At 36.9% G+C, this 19,688-nt stretch carries 12 protein-coding genes; 8 read left to right on the plus strand and 4 right to left on the minus strand.

Annotation, left to right across the window (positions count from 1 at the left end; genetic code table 11):
- Positions 1 to 199: 199 nt before the first annotated feature.
- Positions 200 to 1,816 carry a DNA polymerase/3'-5' exonuclease PolX gene (locus IPK35_08770; GenBank protein ID MBK8053347.1) on the minus strand — a complete coding sequence of 539 codons (1,617 nt, stop codon included), beginning with the start codon at positions 1,814 to 1,816 and terminating at the stop codon, positions 200 to 202.
- A gap of 667 nt (positions 1,817 to 2,483) precedes the next feature.
- On the opposite strand from IPK35_08770, the gene IPK35_08775 reads away from it, so the two are divergent.
- Together IPK35_08775 and IPK35_08780 are read left to right on the plus strand one after the other, a co-directional pair.
- Complete coding sequence (locus tag IPK35_08775) at positions 2,484 to 4,382, plus strand: amidophosphoribosyltransferase (GenBank protein ID MBK8053348.1); 1,899 nt, start codon at positions 2,484 to 2,486, stop codon at positions 4,380 to 4,382.
- A 75-nt stretch (positions 4,383 to 4,457) separates the two neighbouring features.
- Complete coding sequence (locus IPK35_08780) at positions 4,458 to 5,867, plus strand: aminotransferase class V-fold PLP-dependent enzyme (GenBank protein MBK8053349.1); 1,410 nt, start codon at positions 4,458 to 4,460, stop codon at positions 5,865 to 5,867.
- Positions 5,868 to 5,899: 32 nt separating this feature from the next.
- Here the strand turns inward: IPK35_08780 and IPK35_08785 are convergent, their stop codons facing one another.
- From IPK35_08785 to IPK35_08795, 3 genes are all read right to left on the minus strand, one after another.
- The gene (locus tag IPK35_08785; GenBank protein ID MBK8053350.1) at positions 5,900 to 9,523 is read right to left on the minus strand and encodes a DUF4961 domain-containing protein; all 3,624 of its coding nucleotides are present in this window, start codon (positions 9,521 to 9,523) and stop codon (positions 5,900 to 5,902) included.
- Between the two features lie 131 nt (positions 9,524 to 9,654).
- A complete protein-coding gene (locus IPK35_08790; GenBank protein ID MBK8053351.1) occupies positions 9,655 to 10,098 on the minus strand; it encodes a hypothetical protein in 444 nt (147 codons plus the stop codon).
- Positions 10,099 to 10,204: 106 nt separating this feature from the next.
- The gene (locus tag IPK35_08795) at positions 10,205 to 10,834 is read right to left on the minus strand and encodes a hypothetical protein (GenBank protein ID MBK8053352.1); all 630 of its coding nucleotides are present in this window, start codon (positions 10,832 to 10,834) and stop codon (positions 10,205 to 10,207) included.
- A gap of 420 nt (positions 10,835 to 11,254) precedes the next feature.
- Between IPK35_08795 and IPK35_08800 the strand changes: the two genes are divergently transcribed.
- The 6 genes from IPK35_08800 (at position 11,255) to IPK35_08825 (ending at position 19,687) form a co-directional block, all read left to right on the plus strand.
- The gene (locus IPK35_08800) at positions 11,255 to 13,048 is read left to right on the plus strand and encodes a hypothetical protein (GenBank protein ID MBK8053353.1); all 1,794 of its coding nucleotides are present in this window, start codon (positions 11,255 to 11,257) and stop codon (positions 13,046 to 13,048) included.
- Positions 13,049 to 13,102: 54 nt separating this feature from the next.
- A complete protein-coding gene (locus IPK35_08805; protein MBK8053354.1) occupies positions 13,103 to 13,633 on the plus strand; it encodes a hypothetical protein in 531 nt (176 codons plus the stop codon).
- A gap of 88 nt (positions 13,634 to 13,721) precedes the next feature.
- Positions 13,722 to 14,297, plus strand: a complete 576-nt coding sequence (locus tag IPK35_08810; protein MBK8053355.1) for a hypothetical protein — start codon at positions 13,722 to 13,724, stop codon at positions 14,295 to 14,297.
- Between the two features lie 169 nt (positions 14,298 to 14,466).
- Positions 14,467 to 15,498, plus strand: a complete 1,032-nt coding sequence (locus tag IPK35_08815; protein MBK8053356.1) for a hypothetical protein — start codon at positions 14,467 to 14,469, stop codon at positions 15,496 to 15,498.
- A gap of 15 nt (positions 15,499 to 15,513) precedes the next feature.
- A complete protein-coding gene (locus tag IPK35_08820) occupies positions 15,514 to 19,110 on the plus strand; it encodes a M36 family metallopeptidase (protein MBK8053357.1) in 3,597 nt (1,198 codons plus the stop codon).
- Positions 19,111 to 19,279: 169 nt separating this feature from the next.
- Positions 19,280 to 19,687, plus strand: a complete 408-nt coding sequence (locus tag IPK35_08825; protein ID MBK8053358.1) for a hypothetical protein — start codon at positions 19,280 to 19,282, stop codon at positions 19,685 to 19,687.
- The last annotated feature ends 1 nt before the right edge of the window (position 19,688 follow it).

Genomic DNA, 19,688 nt, shown 5'->3' on the forward strand with positions numbered 1-19,688 from the left:
CGCGATAAAAGTTGCGAAAACCAGAATTGAAAATAAATTAAAGAGTTTCATTATATACTTTTGTTTAGTTTAAAAATGATTAAATAAAAATAAAGGTAAAATTAAGCTTTTAAATATTTTTTTTTACTAAATCGTTTTTATGTGAATTTTGATTAACAAGTATTTAACACAAAATAATAGCCCTTAACAAGAATTCTGATCAACGATGCACCCATTGACTAAATTCAGATAATGATTTTGTATTCAGACACATATTTTTTGTCAATCCTCCTTTTCTTGCAGCAGCTACTCCGTACTTTATATAATGTATAGATTCTTTTGAATGGGCATCAGGATTGACTGATATGACCACACCTTTTTCCATACAATAGGGTATCAAGATCCAGTCTATGTCCAGGCGCTGTGGATTGGCATTAAGTTCTATCACCACATTATTCGCTGCACAGGCATCGATGATCTTTTTGTGATCCAAGGGGTAACCTGGTCTTGCCAAAAGTAATCTTCCTGTGGGATGACCTAGTATTTTTGTGTATGGATTTTCGATGGCTTTGATCAATCGGTCATTGGATTTTTTTTCATCCATATTCAGGACGGAATGAACTGATGCAATCACCACATCAAATTGCTTCAGGATGTCCTCCTCATAATCCAGAGATCCATCGGCAAGAATGTCGCTTTCTATCCCTTTAAAAATCCTGAAATCCCGTCCATATCCAGCATTGAGTGCGTCAATTTCCTGCCATTGTTGTTCCAGTTTTTCAACTTGAAGCCCTCCTGCATAACCGGCAGATTTGCTGTGCTCAGATATCACAAAATATTCATATCCACACTGTAGTACATAGTCACTCATGTCTTTCAATGTATGTAAACCGTCACTGTAAGTAGAATGGTTATGAACTATGCCTTTTATATCCGCTTCTGTAATAAGTTCTGGCGATGTATCTTTCCACAATCGAATGGCTTCAGCGGATTCTCTGCATTCAGATGGAATAAATCGGATACCTTTATGTGAGAATATTTCAACTTCACTTGCAACATCCGGCTCAATTTCTCCAAAATGTTCAAAGAAAATTTCACTGCAAGATCTGATGAAAAGTTCTGTAGCAAAATCCGCCTTACTTACGAAATATATAAACACAGGTAAATCCTGATATGTCCAGCTATCATCGTCTGAATGTGTAAGCAGATCATAATCAAAATCATGACCGGCAATATCAGTTATAATCTCAATTCCGCAAACTTCAGGCATCAAACGTCTTACATCTCCGCAAATTGAAACTTGATTTTCAGGGTATTTTTCCAGAATTTTGATAACCAAATCATCTGCATGCTTATGCACATGTGCATACAAATATTTGCCCTGAGCATCCATAAAATATTCGATTCGGTGTTTTATTTCCTCCTGGGCTTTTTCGCCAAACCCTTTGTAATGAACCAGTCGGTTTTCATTGCATGCATATAGAAGTTCACCCACCGATGTGATTTCCATCTCTTTCCATATTTGTTTGACCTTTTTAGGTCCGAGACCTTTGATGCTGAGCATCTGCTGAATACCTGCCGGTGTGATATCCCGGTAAGTCGTCAGTGCTTTCATTTCACCGGTTTGCAGTATTTCTTCGATCTTATCGGCGATAGCTGTACCTACGCCTTTGATAGCTGCCAACTCACTCTTGGGCATTTGATTGAGATCTCCTTCGAGTTTACGAAGACTGAGATAAGCATTGGCATAGGAGCGTATCTTGAAGGGATTTTCGTCATGCAGCTCCATCAGTTTTGCCAGCAGGTCAAATTTTAATGCTATTTGTTTGTTGTTCATGATATAGACTATGGCTTACTCAATTCTAAAAACCCCAAAAGTAATTTTTTTTAAAATTATTGTATGAAAGAAAGAGGATTTTATCATGTCTTTTGTTGAATCATTCAAATACAAGAGATTTACGATATTTGAAATTATACGAAAAGAAAATGTGGATGTACGAGATTAGGTAATTAAATTCAATGTCGTTTAGATAACGAATTTTTCCTTGTTTTTACCCTATGTAAATCTTTCTCTTACAATGGAAAGACTTCATAAAGAGGTCTTAATTAAACAAAATAATACCTAAAAATCTAAAATGATATTCTATTACGACCTCCAAATACTGTATTCAGACCTATGAAACAACATGACCATGCCGTCAGCTGTGCTGACGGTTCCTTCACTAAATTGAGCTCTCACTCAATTTTGCTGTCGCACCGTTCAGTCATGCCCCATACTGTGTGCAGCTATGCTGTAGTGGTGACTACAGCATAGCTGTACACAGTATGATTTGCCGCTAAAAGTGCTTCCGCCGCGGCGGATTGTATTTGAATCTCTCACTACGAATCTCATTTTAGAAATTTAGGTAATAATTAAAATTCCAAATATTTGAATCAATTTTACTTTAGGTAAAAAAGATAAACTTACCTTTGCCGGACCATCTGAAATGAATTAATCCTCTTACATGAGCGACCAGATAAAACACGAATGCGGGCTGGCATTAATCCGACTCCTTAAACCACTTGATTATTATCATAAAAAATACGGAACAGCATTATATGGCCTCAACAAGATGAACCTCTTGCTCCAAAAACAGCGCAACAGAGGGCAGGACGGAGCAGGATTGGTCACCATCAAGTTGGACTCTACTCCAGGTACAAGATACATAAGTCGTCGTCGCAGCAATAGTCCTCAATACCTCAAGGATTTGTTTGAAGGAGTTTTTTCACATTTTACGGACATCACTAGAGATCAACTCAATGACCCGCAGTGGCTTAAGGAGAATAAACCTTATACCGGAGAGTTGTTATTAGGTCATTTGAGATATGGAACACATGGGGCAAATACAATTGAAACCGTGCACCCGTTCTTAAGACAAAACAATTGGATATCAAGAAACCTTGTGTTGGCAGGAAATTTTAACCTGACCAATGTGGATGAGATGTTTGCTGAACTATTGTCGTTTGGGCAGTATCCTAAAGAAAAATCAGATACAGTGACAGTTTTGGAAAAAATAGGACACTTCCTTGATGATGAAGTACAGAGATTGTTCAATTGGTTTAAGCCGGAAGGATTTAGTAATCAGCAGATCAATGGACTTATAGCTGACCATTTGGATGTACAGCGACTTTTGCAACGGTCTTCCAGAAAATTTGACGGAGGATATGTGATGGCAGGCCTGATAGGTCATGGTGATGCTTTTGTGTTTCGGGATCCTGCAGGAATCAGACCGGCTTTTTATTATCATGATGATGAAATAGTAGTAGTTGCTTCAGAACGACCTGCGATACAGACAAGCCTGAATATCCGGTACTTTCAGGTGCAGGAATTGAAGCCTGGTCATGCACTCATCATCAAAAAAAATGGAGTAGTTACAGAGGAGCTTTGTAAAGAACCTATTCAATCGAGCCCTTGCAGTTTTGAGAGAATTTATTTTAGCCGTGGTACTGACAGGGATATCTACTTAGAACGCAAAAAACTAGGTGAGCTGCTTGCTGACAAGATATTGAAGGCTGTACATTTTGATTTGGAAAATACAGTATTTTCATTTATTCCCAATACCGCAGAAGTAGCTTATTTTGGGATGATCAAAGGTCTGGAACAAAAGCTGAATGAAATAAAACAGAACAAAATCCAACAGCACTTAAACGAAGGGACGCTCACTGAAGTCACACTAAACAAGATTTTAAATTTAGCTATAAGATCTGAAAAACTCGCTGTGAAGGATGAAAAACTTAGAACATTTATTGCTGATGATGCATCCAGAGGTCAGATGGTATCGCATGTGTATGACGTGACCTATGGCATCGTCGAAAATGAAGTGGATACAATAGTCCTAATAGATGACAGCATCGTGAGAGGAACCACACTAAAGGAGAGTATAGTTTATATCTTGTCTACTCTAAAGCCCAAAAAAATCATCATAGTCTCATCTGCTCCACAGATAAGGTATCCCGATTGTTACGGAATAGATATGAGCAAAATGAAGGAATTTGTAGCTTTCCGAGCATTGGTCGAATTGCTCAAGCAGGATGGGAAAAGTCATATGATGCAGGAAGTGTATGACAAATGTCTTGAACAGGAAAAGCTGCCGATCGAACAAATGACCAATCAGGTAAAGCTGCTGTATGACCAATACACGGATGAACAGATTTCAGCAAAAATATCTGAACTTGTAACTCCTGAAGATATCATACCAGATGTACAAGTGATCTATCAGAGCATTGAAGACCTTCATATGGCATGTCCGAATCATAAGGGGGACTGGTATTTCTCAGGCAATTATCCTACGCCGGGAGGTGTACGAGTTGTCAACAGGGCTTTCATGAATTACATGAAGAACAGTGATGAAAGGGCGTATTAAAAGCAACTTTTGTCATTCAAGATTATACATTCTTTTAAATGAAGAAGCAATAGTTACCGAATATAATTAAATCTTATGTCACTACTTGAAAGAGTCTATGATCCGGAATCATTCAGAAAATCAGGTCATTTGTTAGTAGATTTGCTCGCAGACAATCTATCGCAAAATCTTTTATCAATACCCGAAAAAGTCATTGATTATATTCAGCCGGACAAAAATTATGAAAACTGGAAGGATAAAAAATTTGACGAGCCTGAACAATATTTTAAAGAACTCATCAGCAACTCCATCCGGATACAGCATCCACGATATATAGGTCATCAGGTCAGTGCTCCGGCGCCTCTCGCGACCCTTGCAGGCTTTGAAGGTTTGATGCTCAATAGCGGTGGAGCTATTTATGAGATGTCAGCAGCATCATCAACACTTGAAAAATTAGTCATTGATACTTTCAAAGGTTATTTTGGCTTTGATACCGGCGATGGTATCATCACTTCCGGGGGTACATTAGCCAATCTGACAGCCCTGATTTGTGCCCGAAACGTCAAAGCCAAAGGAGAGGTATGGACAGAAGGCCAAAACGAAAAATATGCATTTATGGTCTCCGAGGAAGCACATTATTGTATTGACAGGGCAGTAAGAGTGATGGGATGGGGTGATAATGGCATCATTAAAGTACCGGTGGACGAACATTATAAAATGAAGACAGAATTTCTGGAGCCATTATATCAAAAAGCTAAATCAGAAGGCATCATTGTTTTGGGTGTTGTGGGCAGCGCACCTACTACATCTACGGGTATATACGACGATCTTACAGCAATAGGACACTTTTGCCAAAAGCATGATTTATGGTATCACATAGATGCGGCACACGGCGGACCAGCAGTATTATCTGCGAAATACAAACATCTGATGCAAGGATGCGATCTGGCAGATAGTATCACTGTGGATGCTCACAAGATGATGATGACTCCGTCACTCACCACCATGTTGTTTTTTAGAAAACCAGAAGACAGTTATAAAACCTTTGCTCAAAAGGCACAGTATCTATGGAGTGACAGTACTGAAGAATGGTACAACTATGGCAAGAGGACCATGGAATGCACCAAAATCATGTTGAGCTCAAGAGTTTATGCCTTGATTGCCAATTATGGTTTGGAAGTTTTCGGGGAGTATTTGGACAAATGTTATGATCTTGCGCAAATATTTGCTGAGTTGATTTCAAAGACGGACAATATGGAGATAGCTGTCTATCCGGAATCCAACATTGTTTGTTTTTGTCTGACATCTTCAGATCCGGATCAAGACAATGAAATTAACAAAAGAATCAGACAAGCATTGCTGGAAGACGGATCTTATTATATTGTCCAAACTATGCTTAACAACAAAGTGTATCTGCGTGTGAGTATCATGAACCCATTTACTACGAAGCAAGATTTGCAAGGATTACTTGATCTTATTATTTTGAAATCGTCGATGTTTAATTGATCAAAACAAGTTTGTGTCACATAAAGTCTTCTTTATTGAGTCACTATCAATTTTCCCGTTTTGATATTACTTCCCTGAGTAAGCGTAAAGAAAAACAGACCACTCTTTAAAGTGCTTACATCTGTATCAGCGTCATCAATGATTACTGATTGGTATACTTCCCGACCTTCTATATTGTAAATTTTAAGGAGAGCATTCCCTTCCAATCCTTTAAAGCGTAGGTTACCTGTAGTTGGATTTGGATGAATCGTTATATTAGTTTTACTCAGGTCATTAATATTGACAATTCCTGTATTTTTTATAAAGTAGTCCAGATTATTTGCCACAAATCCATTGTCGATTTGTCCGGGGTTTGTAGTACCTTTTTTGCTTCCTGAGGCATCTCTGAATACCGCAGATATCCAATATGGAAAGTCGCCGGATGCCATATTGAAATAATTTTTTGGTTTCAGTTTTATCTGCCATTTATCAGTCTCTCCCGGGACTTTTGTCATCAATCCTACACCATCATCTTTTCCCCAGTTACCGACTACTTTGTTCCAGGCAGATGCTTCGGGTGTAGTGTTGTTTAAAGTGCTGACTCCTCCATGCATGTATACTTTCTGGGCTCCGACTAGCTCTCTGTTGCCTTCTCTGGCATTAAATACTATGGTGATTTCATTGTCTGCATTAAATCCCGCCGGACTGATATATACGATAGGCAGTGAGGACAAAACGTTATAATATACCAGTTTATTTTTAAAGCCAAAACCTTGCTTAGTGTTATCACCATTTCTGAACCACATGCCGATTTGAGTAATCTCCTGCCCTGCATTTGTTTTGAAGTATTGATTGGGTATTAGCTTTATTTCCCATATATCACCCGAGACTTTAGTCATCTGGCCTATGCCGTCATCCTTAAGATTTCCGACTATATTGGTCAAAGACGATGATGTGGCATTGCCCAATAAAACGCCGGAATGTATATATACCTTATCAGCACCTTTAAGTCCTGACGTATTGCCCGGAAAAGCCTTTGTTGCATCAAACCGAATCGTGATTTCCTGATTTGCTTTAAAAGGAAATGGAGTGATGGTGACAGGATTCTCATATACACTCACTACTCCGGGAAGACCTTCAGACAGTCTTTTTGAAGTGAAGATATGCCACTCTCCGGCTTTTAAATTGATAGGGGCAGAAGTATTTGTTACTGTCATGGAGTCACCTGCAAAATAGTTGTACCATTTCCCGTTTTGGGTAAATTCGGGGGAGATAGAGTTTTGTGCCAGCCCAAAATTACCAATCACAACAAGGTCGGTATCATTGGTATTGAAAACCAATCTTCTTGTTTGTCCCGAAAACTGATGATTTTTTGATGCAGAAGCTAGGTTTTCGGCACCAATAGTATGACGTATTTCCAGTAAATTCTGATATGTTGTGTAAACATTTTGTCTGTCAGGATTGGTGTAATAATTCAGGCTGTTAGGTCCCCAGACTTGAGGTTTTCGGCCTGTTCTGCCATTGAGATCGATGTCAATATCATACCCTAACTCATCAAATTGCCAGATCATCTTTGGGCCGGGTTGGAGATAAGTAAACGCCGCAGCCATCTTGACTCTTTCCAACATCACCAATGTATCCTTAATATTGTATCCGTCTGATGATCTGCCTTCTGTGAGACAGTGTTCTGCAATCCGCCTTTCGTCATGACTATTGTAAAAAGCCACATGAGAAGTAGCATCCATATTTGAAAATGAACCGACAGTGTTACCAACTGTGGCAGGTACATAGTCATAAGACTTGTTTCGCCACATCTTCATACCATAATTACCCAAAATGTTTTCTTCACTTTGTGGAGCCCAATGTTCCAGAATGATGTATGATTTCGGATTTGTCTGCCATATCTTATCTGCCATTCTTTTCAATATCGTAATTCTCGAAGCATCAAATCCATCTATACTTCCACCCGGTGCATTGTTGGTAAACCCCTTTGTGAAATCAAACCTGAAGCCATCAAAATGAAATTCTTCCACCCAATACCTGTTGACTTCGTCCATAAATTCTTCTGTGTAACTACTTTGATGATTGAAGTCGTATCCCCATTGATATTGACCTACATATTCTCTGTTAAACCAGGGATTGTTAGCTGCGGGTTTGTTAGCTGATTTGTCAAAATACATCTGAACAAGTGGACACTGACCGAAAGCATGATTGAGTACCAGATCTGTTATGACGGCTATCCCATGCTGATGTGCTGTTTCTATAAATTTTTTCAGCTGTTCCTTTGGTCCATAATACTTGTCCACAGCAAAGAAAAATGACGGATTATAGCCCCATGAATTATTTCCTTCAAATTCGTTGACCGGCATCAATTCTATGGCATTGACACCGAGTCTTTTTAAGTAGGTGAGGGTGTCGGTAAGATCTTTAAAATTGTGGGAACCTATAAAGTCTCTGACATGTAGCTCATAAATGACTAAGTGATTTACATCAGGATGTTTCCATGAGGATTCTGTATTGGCCCATTGATAGGCAGATTGACCTGTGGTCAGCACCGAGGCTATCCCTAAGTCGGTCCGTGTATAGACAGGCAAATTTGGATACACGCTTTGTTCTATATCTTTATCATTCCATGGATCAGCTATCTGATCAGCAAACGGATCAGCGATTTTCAGATTTCCATCGATCCAATATTGGAAAACATAAGGTTTCCCTGAAGTGAGATTTTGTAATTCTATCCAGAATTTTTTTCCATCGGGAGATTTTTTCATTTGATAATCAGGCCTGATTTGCCAATCGGTCATATCACCTACCAAATAGACAAACTCTTTTTCAGGAGCAAGCAAGACCAATATTGCCTTAGTGGGGTCATTTGGTATAAAGTTAATGCCGTTTTTCATACCGAATGGCACGGGGGCTACCTGACTGGGTTTTTTAACTATGATAGAGTGATTTTTAGCAGTTTCGAGTGTCTGCCCGTTGATATTTGCAGTAACTTTGATTTTAAGATTTACAGTAGAAGTGGGTTTGTATTGATACTGAAGAGATTTGGTACCATTTACTGTGGAGACATTATTAAACCCATTGCCTTCATCGAGCCACAATTTCATTTCACCGGCAGCTGAAGAAGCTTCTACTGAAAAATTGACAGATTCTCCTTCATTGATGATCGACTCATTTCCAATCGGAGATAGGATGGAGATGTAGTTGGCAACATTGAGATTGACATAAACGTCGTTATTGGAAGCGACAGTACCCCAACCATATTCTCCGGGTGCAATGGTTCCTTTTTTTGTGCCGTCTGCAGAACGAAAAACACATGAAATTCTGAAGATATTTTCACCAGCCTGTACTCCGAAATAACTTCTTAGTGTAGGTGAAAAAGTGAATTGCCATTTATTGGCTTGCCCTGCTACCTTAGTCATCTCTCCGATGCCATCATCTTTGCCCCAGTTTCCTTTCACATATTTCCAGGCAGTGCCGTTGACTTTGTCTGTGACTACACCATGGTGGAGATATACCTTGGAGGCACCTATGAGTTCTTTATTACCTTCATTGGCATCAAAGGTCAGGGTGACTGATTCTTCGGGGCCAGCACCTTGCGGACTTAGAGTAACTATCTGAGCTTGAAGGTGAAATACATTAAAAAAGATGAAAAGCAGAATGATGTGGCGCATGATCAGGTTTTTACTTATTGTAAAATTGACAATAACAATGTAAATGTAAATATTGTTTTCATCATTGTGGTAAAAACAGATAAAAAAATTGTTAAAATTGCAAGTAGCCCCCTTTTTTTTTTTTGGTGAATCTAATCTTTTACACCTGAAAAAGACTTGGAATTTTTTTTGCCTAAGATACTATCATGGCCTACAATCTTTATTTTATTCATAATTTCATCAAAGGTTAGTGTTACATCAGTAGAGTCAGTGGAGATGAATTTATGGAATCTTTTGTTGGAATTGGTTTCAGTGTCTTTATACGCTAATCGTTGTTGGGGAAACAATTTTTTATCATCAGCTATAACAATGGTATTGAGATCATAAAGTATCACTTTCATCTGATTTGTAAAAGAAGGTGTACATATACTGTCGCGGGATGGACTAATGATTTCGCAGGTTGCTGAACTTCCGCTGTATTGGCCAACAACCTTAGTAAATTCAATTTTTACCCCTGAATTATCTTCAATGGCGCACCCGATAAAAATAAAAAATATGACAGCCCCAAGTGTGCAGATAATATTATTATATCTCATAATTTAGTTGTAAAGCATATTTGACATATTTCCATTTCGGCTATATCACAATTATGCCCATCATTCATTAACGTTTGAGCTGATACTCTTTATTGTAAATATCATGCTAATTTTTTCCACCATAGAAAATTCCTGAAGTAATGATTTGACCTCCGGGGTTGTGTATGGTATAGATGTATTTGTTATTTGCGGAATAGTGTTCAGTATCTTCAGTAGTAAAATTCACCAGAAACTCATCAGTGTCCGTGCTTTGTTCTGAAATGAATCTGCCTATCATATCATATATGTAAAGTCGATATTTTCCCGGACTTGTATTAATAAATTTTATTTTTCCTTCTGATCGCATTGGATTTGGAAAAACAAATGACTTGCTTTTCTCAAACTCAAAATATTCTGCCTCCAAAGGCGGTGCAGTTTTGCCCGAAAATCCCAGTTCAAGAATGTAGTAGTGGATCTTGTTTTTGACCGGATTTTCATCGATAAAAACAAAGTTTTGCTCAGTTTCTGCACTACCACAAACTCCGGTGATTTCACCTATTTTTTCGAAATCAATATTATTGGTGGATCTCAATATACCAATACCAAAACAGGAACCACCCTGTTTGATAGTCCAGTTGAGAATGATACGGTTTCGGTCTTTGGTAGCTTCGAGTCTGGATAAAAGATAGTGAGACTGTCCATAAGCTGAAGACAGACTAGTTATTAATATCAATACATACAGTCCTTTAAGAAACATAAGATAATAACCTGAAAATCGAAAATTTGTTGTAATGTTGCTTTTAGAAGTCTATTATAAATGGAATGCTAACGATATGGTATGATGCGGAAAATTTCTTAAAATAAGGATTATGGCCTTCTAAAGTCCGGATGTCTCGCGACTTATTATAATTTTTTTTAAAAATAGTGCTTCTAATATATTATCATAAATAATAGAAATACAACTAAATACATATTATTTTTATTTTTATTTTTATTTTTATTTTTATTTTTTGAAGTATATTTGCTGTTGAAAGTAGGGATGTGATGGTGCATCTGAAAGTGGACTAATTAGTTTTATTAATGTAAGGTGGAATGACTTTTATAGTTTGCGTGTGCTATGCACAGCCTGACGGCCCTATTAATTATTTCTTAAATCACAATCAAAAAATTATCAAAAATGAAAACATTAATTTCTTTATACACAGCTGCTGCTCAGTCAAAACGTATGGTTTATCACATTTTTGCGACCTCCATTTTTTTATTCCTGTTGAGTTCATGTGCAAAAGATGTGCCTGATCAGGATAATTCAGCTACTACGGATCAGGTTATAAAAACATTTCCCAAGTCCGATCTGCCCGATAACTATATCAACGGCGAAACCGTCCCTGAAATCCTTGTAGAGATAGACAAGGCACTCAAACCTGCTGAGCTGGAACACCGTACATCAGATAAGTTGCCGTTCAAGGTATTGGGCTACGATAAGACCCGTGCGCTCAGGATTTATAACGATAGTTTTGAAATAACTTCATATTCTTTCCTGGCCTTTACTGATCTTACAGACCTCAACAAGGTAGTCAACATCGTCGTCACTCAGAAGAAAAACGGCAAACCCGGCAAACCTTATTTGTATGAGTACACCTATACTAATGTGCCCAACAACCCGCACCCTTTTCTTACGAAAATTATCAAATACAAATTTAACGGGGTAAAGATAGACTTGCCTGGAGCCAATTTTGATCCTTGTATAGATGTAGTATGCGATCAATACACACTACCTGCGGGTAGTGGAGGGTCAGGTAGCGGTTCATCAGGTGGAGGTGGTGGTTACACTGGTGGAAGTGGTTCGACCTATAGTGCATCGACTAGTGGAGGTGGCTTTGTTTCCTGTACTACCACTAGCTATGGCTTTGTGTCAGGTGGAGGATCTACATATACCACAGTGTATACCACAAACTGTTCTGATGGAAGCAGTTACAATCTTGTAGTAGTAAGAGAAAATACAGTGTTTACCAATTGCTGCGAAAAAGAAAGTGTTGATATCGGGGTAGTGACATGGCCAAAAGGATACAACACCAAGCTCAGCTATACCGTAAACAGGTATTTAGAATCTAAATCAGTGCTTAAATCAAGCGTCAATACCTTTCTGTTTAATCAAATCTATAGTGATGAGGCCCATGACCATGTAGAAAACCAAGTACTCAATATGATGACTGACGCAGAGTATGAACAATTGGTCATGTCTTCCTTCAGTTTTACACCTATCATGTGGGAAATAGCCAAGGAGATTGTAGGTGATAAGGCAGCTGAAATTGTAATAAATAAATTAATACCAGGACTAAGTGATAAACAAAAAATTATAGACGCAGTCAAAGCTTGTAAAAATGGTGATTGGATAGAGTTTGGTTTTGAGGTTGGTAAACTTATTGGACAAAATACACCAATTGGAAAAATAATTAAGTTAGGAGAGGCAGGCAGTGAAATGTATGTTTTTATAAAAAAAGTTGAAAAGCTGCACTCCAGAATATCTACATGGTCTACCACAAAAACAACACAAATTTGGAACATTGTTAAGAAAAATATTAAATTAGCGTCTAATTCTAATTACTGGAAATATGTTGATGATTTAGCAAGTCCGAGATTTGGGCCGTACTTTGCTACTAAAAATACTTATGCACAAAATTATAGAACTTTGTTTTATGAAGTTGCGAATGATATACAAGCTGTTCATCATGCAATACCACAAGCCGTACTTACAAAATATCCAAATTTAAATATATCTCAAGATATGATGCATTCATTGGAAAATTTAAGAGGCATACCTAGCAATGGTTCTGTCAACCATCAAACAATTACCAATTCGTGGACACAATTTTATAATAATTATCCAAACGCTACATTACAGCAGCTAATTGACAAGGCCAAAGAAATCGATAATCAATATGGACACCTTTTCGTTCCACCTATAAGGTAAATAATGCTGAATTGAAGTCTTATATGCAACTTTATCAGTTAAAAAATTAATAAAATGAGTAATTTAATTGAATTAAGACAATATTTATTTGGAAAAAGTCAAGAATATAAACTTAAATTTCCAAGAAAAATATTTGGTTATGCAGGATTAATACCAACTGATGAAAATTTTAGTAGGTATGTTGACACCCCGGTTAACACAACTATTTTTGCACATACCGGTGGAGATGGTTGTCATTTTAGTCATCTAAATTTAAATCAAAATGTTGATTTATTTATTTTAACTGTTCCGATGTTAAGAAGCAATAATCCGAGAGATAGCAATATTATTCTTTCTTGTAACTTTGATAATTTTTTAAGTCTAGGATATAATAATTGGTGGTTTGGGCTTGAGCAAATTTTATATGGTGATTTTGAAATAATGAACATCCAAGATGATGATCCATATTTCCTGGAATCATTAGACTACTTACTTGTAAAAGAGATGAGATCAGACTTCAAAATAAATTCAATTTTATTTTCCAAAGATTATTTTGAAAGTTTGCAGAACATGTATTTTGATTATTTAGATTTTAAATTGAGTTAAATCAACCCAGGAGTAGATAATGGAGTTATGTACCGCAATGATGAAAAGTGATCTCATGAAATTGCTTAAGAATATAAAAATATAAAATTTGAATAAATATTTTATAATTATTTTCGACACTTTTCTTGAATGTGATAGTTATTACAGAAGCAAATATCATCCAAAAAATGAGCATTGTGGAGACGAAAATGATAATTCATTCTTTTTAGTGGTTTCGTTTGAATCTGAACCAGAAGAATTGCCAAATATCATTTATAATAGTTCAGCAGGTCATTATTTTTGCAATTCAAATTTTAAAAATTTGATCGAATATCAATTTATTGATATTTCTTTTGAAAAAGTAACTAGAATTTGGAACTCAATGATTGATGACTTGTGGAAAATAAACTTTGATGAGAATATTTGTAAGGATTTTATGGTTTTAGAGCATCACTTTATAGTTTCAGAGACGGCACTCGAATTTTTGAAACAACATAATATTTTTAAAGAACATTTTATAGGTGAAGTTTATGGTAAAACATATAATATTTATTCTAATATATTTGAAATAAACAATAACAATTATCAGGAATTTATAAAAGTTGAACTTCCCAAATTAAGAAAAAGAGTAGAAGAAGTCAGAAATGAAATAGATGAAGAATATTCAAGAAGGACAAGAAGTTAATTATCTTTTTGAAAGCAATGCATTTGAATGATTTTAAATTAATCAATAATTTTAGAAGTTTCATTTGTATAAATAAAAATTAGTACCAGGTTTGAGAAACTCAAGAGTTACAACATTTTTGTTTCTCAAGCCTTTTTTGTATATTCAGAATTCAATAATCACGTAATCAATGCATCATCATTCAACAAAAATCACCCTGATCATAATTTCTCTGTTATCGTTAGCCGAGATCCTCCTTTGCCAATCCACCACCTATTTCATCCACAGAGAGCCTAAGAATAGTAGAGAGACCATCCGTTTTCTTTGGAACAAAGGTCAGGTATATACCTATACAAAAGCCTCTACCACATTAAAAATCGAGGGCAGTGATACACTGACCAATACATCTGAAGTGGATACTATCACATTCAAGATACTCAAAATAAAAAAATCTGGTGCCGATATCCGTGTTTTTTTTAAAAAAGAAAAGATCAGGAGTTATTTTTTAAATGACCGGTGTAAGATAGATCCTGCATTCGATCAGTTCAAAACGATGTATGTGGATCTGAAATATATTTATAAAGGTCAGCAATTTGTTTTGTCCAACTGTGATGATGTAAAAGCTCAATGCAAAAAGATCATAGCGTATAATAAGGACTGTGTTTTTGAAGATAGTTTTGATGAAAGAATATATAAAAGTTTGATTGAGAATGTTGAAAACTGTCCCACATTATCTAATTGGTTTTCATTTGATTTGCAGTTTTTATTTACTTATGATGGTTTCATTTATCCCAAACAGGATACCATTCGATATACTACCGTAACGAAACAGAAAAAAATAAAACCAAAAGACCCCGATATTTCGGAAGATGAACAAAAAATGATGGATAATTTAAATCAGGTGCATAGTCTATGTTTCAAAACTGTAAATCAAAATGGAGTCAAAAAATATACGCTCCGGGAAGATACTTCTATTGAGCCAGGCATATCTGCAAAAACACAGAATCTGTGGTTGGAAGGGTTTAAAAAAAGAATACCTGAAGAGGACTACAAAAAATGGCAGCAAAGAATACTGACAGCAGAAGAAGACAATTTTGAAGAAATTATTTTGTCAGAAGGCAATGCACTGATAGGTATCAATAAAGTGATGAAGTCCGCAGAGTATGAAGATAACGTCAGGAAATCAGAATATTATTTATCAGAATTCAAAAGACTGGAGTGAATTCTTTGACTTGTTATGAATAATAAAATTAGGGAAGAAAAAAATCGACCTAAAACTGAAATGAAAGTAGTCAACATAACATATATGCTAATTCTGTTATACTTTTCCTTGCCACAGATATATGGGCAAGGTGATAGGGATGTCACTCATGCACTGGCATATTTGCAAAATAACAAGGTTGCACTCAGGATCGAAGATAAAGATATAAAAAATTTCAGGCTCGACCATGTCTATCAGGATCAAAATACCAAAGCCAGGCACATCTACTTTCAGCAGATATACATTGGAATGGAGATCAAAAATGCCATGATGATCGTAACCATTGACCACAAAGGTCAGGTAACACATGTTGGGAATTCCTGCGTTCCGCATATGTCAAAAGTTACAAAATCCACCCATTCAAATCTGCAAATGCGGGACGCAGTGGTTCTATCTGCAATGCATCTTGGTATTGAAAAGCCTGATGTACCATCACTCTCCAAAAGAAGCAGTGGTGACGAAGGTATATTTGAAGCTACGCCTTATGTGAAATCAGATATAAGGGTAAAACCAATATACGAATATGATGAATCTATCAATAGGCTGATCCTCTGCTATCAGGTGACTCTTGATCTGGCAGATTCTGATGATCTTTGGGAAATAAGCGTAGATCAGAACACAGGAAAAGTCGTAACCAAAAACAACCTGTCTCTATATTGTACTCATACCACACATGATTGCTCACATCAGAATAGTGCTCTGTCAGAGCCAAAAAACATGCACAGTCCTGCAAGCATCTTTAATAGAACATGCGGAAATATACCCCAATACAGAGTATATCCCTTTCCTATGGAGAGCCCGCTGCATGGGCCGCATACATTGGTCTCCCACCCTTCTATAAAATCTGCATCACCGGAAGGGTGGCATACTGCTGACGGCATTGAATTCAACACAACTAAAGGAAATAATGTCATAGCTTACCTTAATGCTGATGGAGACGACAGTCCTGACCCTGGCAGTAGTGTGATTCCGAAGACAAATCTGTTATTTGACTACCCTCATAGCATCACACAGGATCCGGAATTGTACAAGGATGCATCACAGGTCAATCTGTTTTATGCTGCAAACATGATGCATGATATATCGTTTTTATATGGATTTACAGAAGAAGCAGGAAACTTTCAGTCACATAATTATTCCGGACGAGGTAAAGAAAATGACCCGGTGATTTGTCAATCTTTTGATGGATTTAATGCTCCTGTAAAAAAGCGCAACAATGCAGTTTTTACCTCACCAGCAGATGGTGGCACAGGTAAACTGCAAATTTTTTTATGGGACAGATATGGTAGCGCTGTAAAAGTTACTGCACCATCTGAAATTGCTACTGATATTTCCATATACGGTACTACAACCTTTGGAGCGGCAATTCCAAAGTCACAGGACTCTCCTGTGTTTGGCAAAATAACTGTTGTAGGCAACAAGGGATCAAATGAATCTTCGCTGGGCTGTAAACCCGTCAATCAAAATCTGCATGGAACCATAGCGATGGTGGACCGTGGCGAGTGTGACTTTATACAAAAAGTGTACTACGCTCAACAAGCCGGCGCATCGGCCTGCATCATTTGTAATGTAGCTGGTGTCAATGGTGGAACAGGTGAGGAAGTCAATCCCGTAGGTGCTCCACCCAACAGTCCATTTCAGGTAACAATTCCTTCAATTTTTGTAAGAAAGAGTGACTGTGACAAACTAAGAGCGATAATATTAAGAGGAACTGACGTATTCCTAAAAATGCAGGAACCTGCTGAGACATCACCCAAATATCGGGATGGCGCTTTTGATAATGTGATCATAGCCCATGAATATGCTCATGGTATAAGTACCAGACTCACCGGAGGACCCAATAATTCATCTTGTCTCATCAATGATGAACAAATGGGAGAAGGTTGGAGTGATTTTTTTGCTTTGGCAGTGACAGCAAAACAAGGTGACAATGGCAGAAAACCACGAGGTGTTGGTAATTTTTCTATCAATCAGGCTGCTAATGGAAATGGTATCAGAAGGTATCCATATAGTACAGATATGAGTATCAATCCTCAAACCTACAATAACATTAAAGGTACTGATACTCCACATCAATTGGGTGAAGTCTGGACGTCTATGCTTTGGGATTTGTATTGGGCGATGGCTGAAAAGTATGGATTTGATCCTGATGTAACTAATATCAATTCCGGTAATGGAAAGGCTATACAGTTGGTAATGCAAGGGATGAAAATGCAATCATGTAAACCTGGTTTCATTGACGGTCGGGATGCCATCCTGGCAGCAGACCGGATTTTGTTCAATGGAGACAACAAATGCCTCATATGGTCCGTATTCGCCAAAAGAGGGTTAGGCATATTGGCATCTGGTGGCAGCAATAATGACAGAAATGATGGAATCGAAGATTTTAATACTTTTCCTTCGTGTATTGAAGAGCTTAAGATTATGAAAAAGATGCCGGAAATTGCAAAATCAGGATCAAGTGTAAAAGTAGAATTAAAAGCAATAAATCATATCCCAAATACACTGAAAAATGTTTCCATCGTGGATAGTTTACCTTCAGGTTTTGTATATATTGACGGAACAGCTACATTACCCGCAACCGTTAAAGAGAAGTATATCATTTTCAATATAGGTGATATGAAATACGAGCAGGAAGCAGAAATTACCTACCAATTAAAGGCCGTTTCCCCACCATCATTTACAAAATATATATACAAAGTGGAAAAGGATGGTCAAAATTTTCAGATAGTACCAAATATTGGCAGTTCTACCTGGACTTTTGACGATAACATGTTGCCTTCAGGGCAAACAGGTTTTTTCATTCCTGCCACTTCTATGGAAAATGATCATTCACTATTTACAAAGGCTATCAGAATCGATAGTGAAAAACCTGTTTTAAAATTTTTACATAAATACAAAACCAGACAAATTAATGATGGTGGATACTTATCAATAAGCAAGGATGGCGGTCTCACATGGGAAATTCCGCATTTTATTTTCAATGGCCCAAAAGATGCAGTAAATTATTCCACTTTTGCTATTCCAAACCTTAAAGTATTTACAGGTGATTCAGGGGGCGAATTTGTAAATTCCTACGTTGATTTGTCAGATTATCTAGGAGAACAAATTATTTTTAGAATAAGATTTGGTACAAAAGATACTTCAACTTTGATCAATGGTGGTTGGTGGATAGCAGCAATGAAAATTTTTGATGCCAATTCCGGAGCAAGTATTGCATGTATTCAGGATGGTGCAAATTTATATTCATCATGTACATCTGCTAAAACAATACTAATTGATAATAACTTACTGCCGACAAATACAAAAGAAGAATCGATTTCTACAGTAATGCTTTACCCTAATCCCGCAAGTGATATTATCACACTTACATTGGACAACAATTTGCCATCAGTATTTGAAATTAGAATAATAGGTATAGATGGGAAAATAAAAATGTTAGAATCGTTTTGGGGTATTAATGGAAGAAATGAAATTCCCATTGATATAGTAAATTTAGAAAACGGAATGTTTTTATTCGAAGTAAATAGTAAAAATTTTAACAGGGTTCTGAAATTTTTAAAAATCCACTAAATGTTACATAAAAGCAATGTAGAATTATTTCAAAATTTTGAAAATCGAAAATTTGTTGTAACGTTGCTTTTAGAAGTCTATTAAGCTTTAGATCTAAAATACCTTAAATTGACATCTGATTCGTATATTTGTTCTACATTATTTAAAACAAAATATAAACCATAAACAAATGTCGTACAAAATCGGAACAAAAGACAAACCTATGCTGCTCAAGACACCACCTTTGAGCAGTGAATATACAATGCATGTGGACCACAAGGATGGTAAAGATATTCTGGTCTGTACCGTCGGGAAAACTATTCTTCATTATAATATCAATTGCCTGACCGACCTGCATAAAATGCTCAAAGATCATGGCGACTGGATGGAGTTGGGAAGTGCAGACGAACAAAAACCAGCTAAAGAAGGCACTGTAGAAGCATGGGGAAGATTAGAAAACAATCCTGCAGGGGGTTGGTATGGACTTAAAAAAGGGTTTAGAGGAAGATTCGGCATGTATATACCACCTTTGATAGAAGTACTTGGATTAGCTGAAGTCACTCATGATCCAAAAAACAATAAAATGAAAGCAATCTAAT

The organism is Saprospiraceae bacterium, assembly GCA_016713025.1.
In the GTDB taxonomy this organism is placed as follows: Bacteria; Bacteroidota; Bacteroidia; order Chitinophagales; family Saprospiraceae; genus OLB9.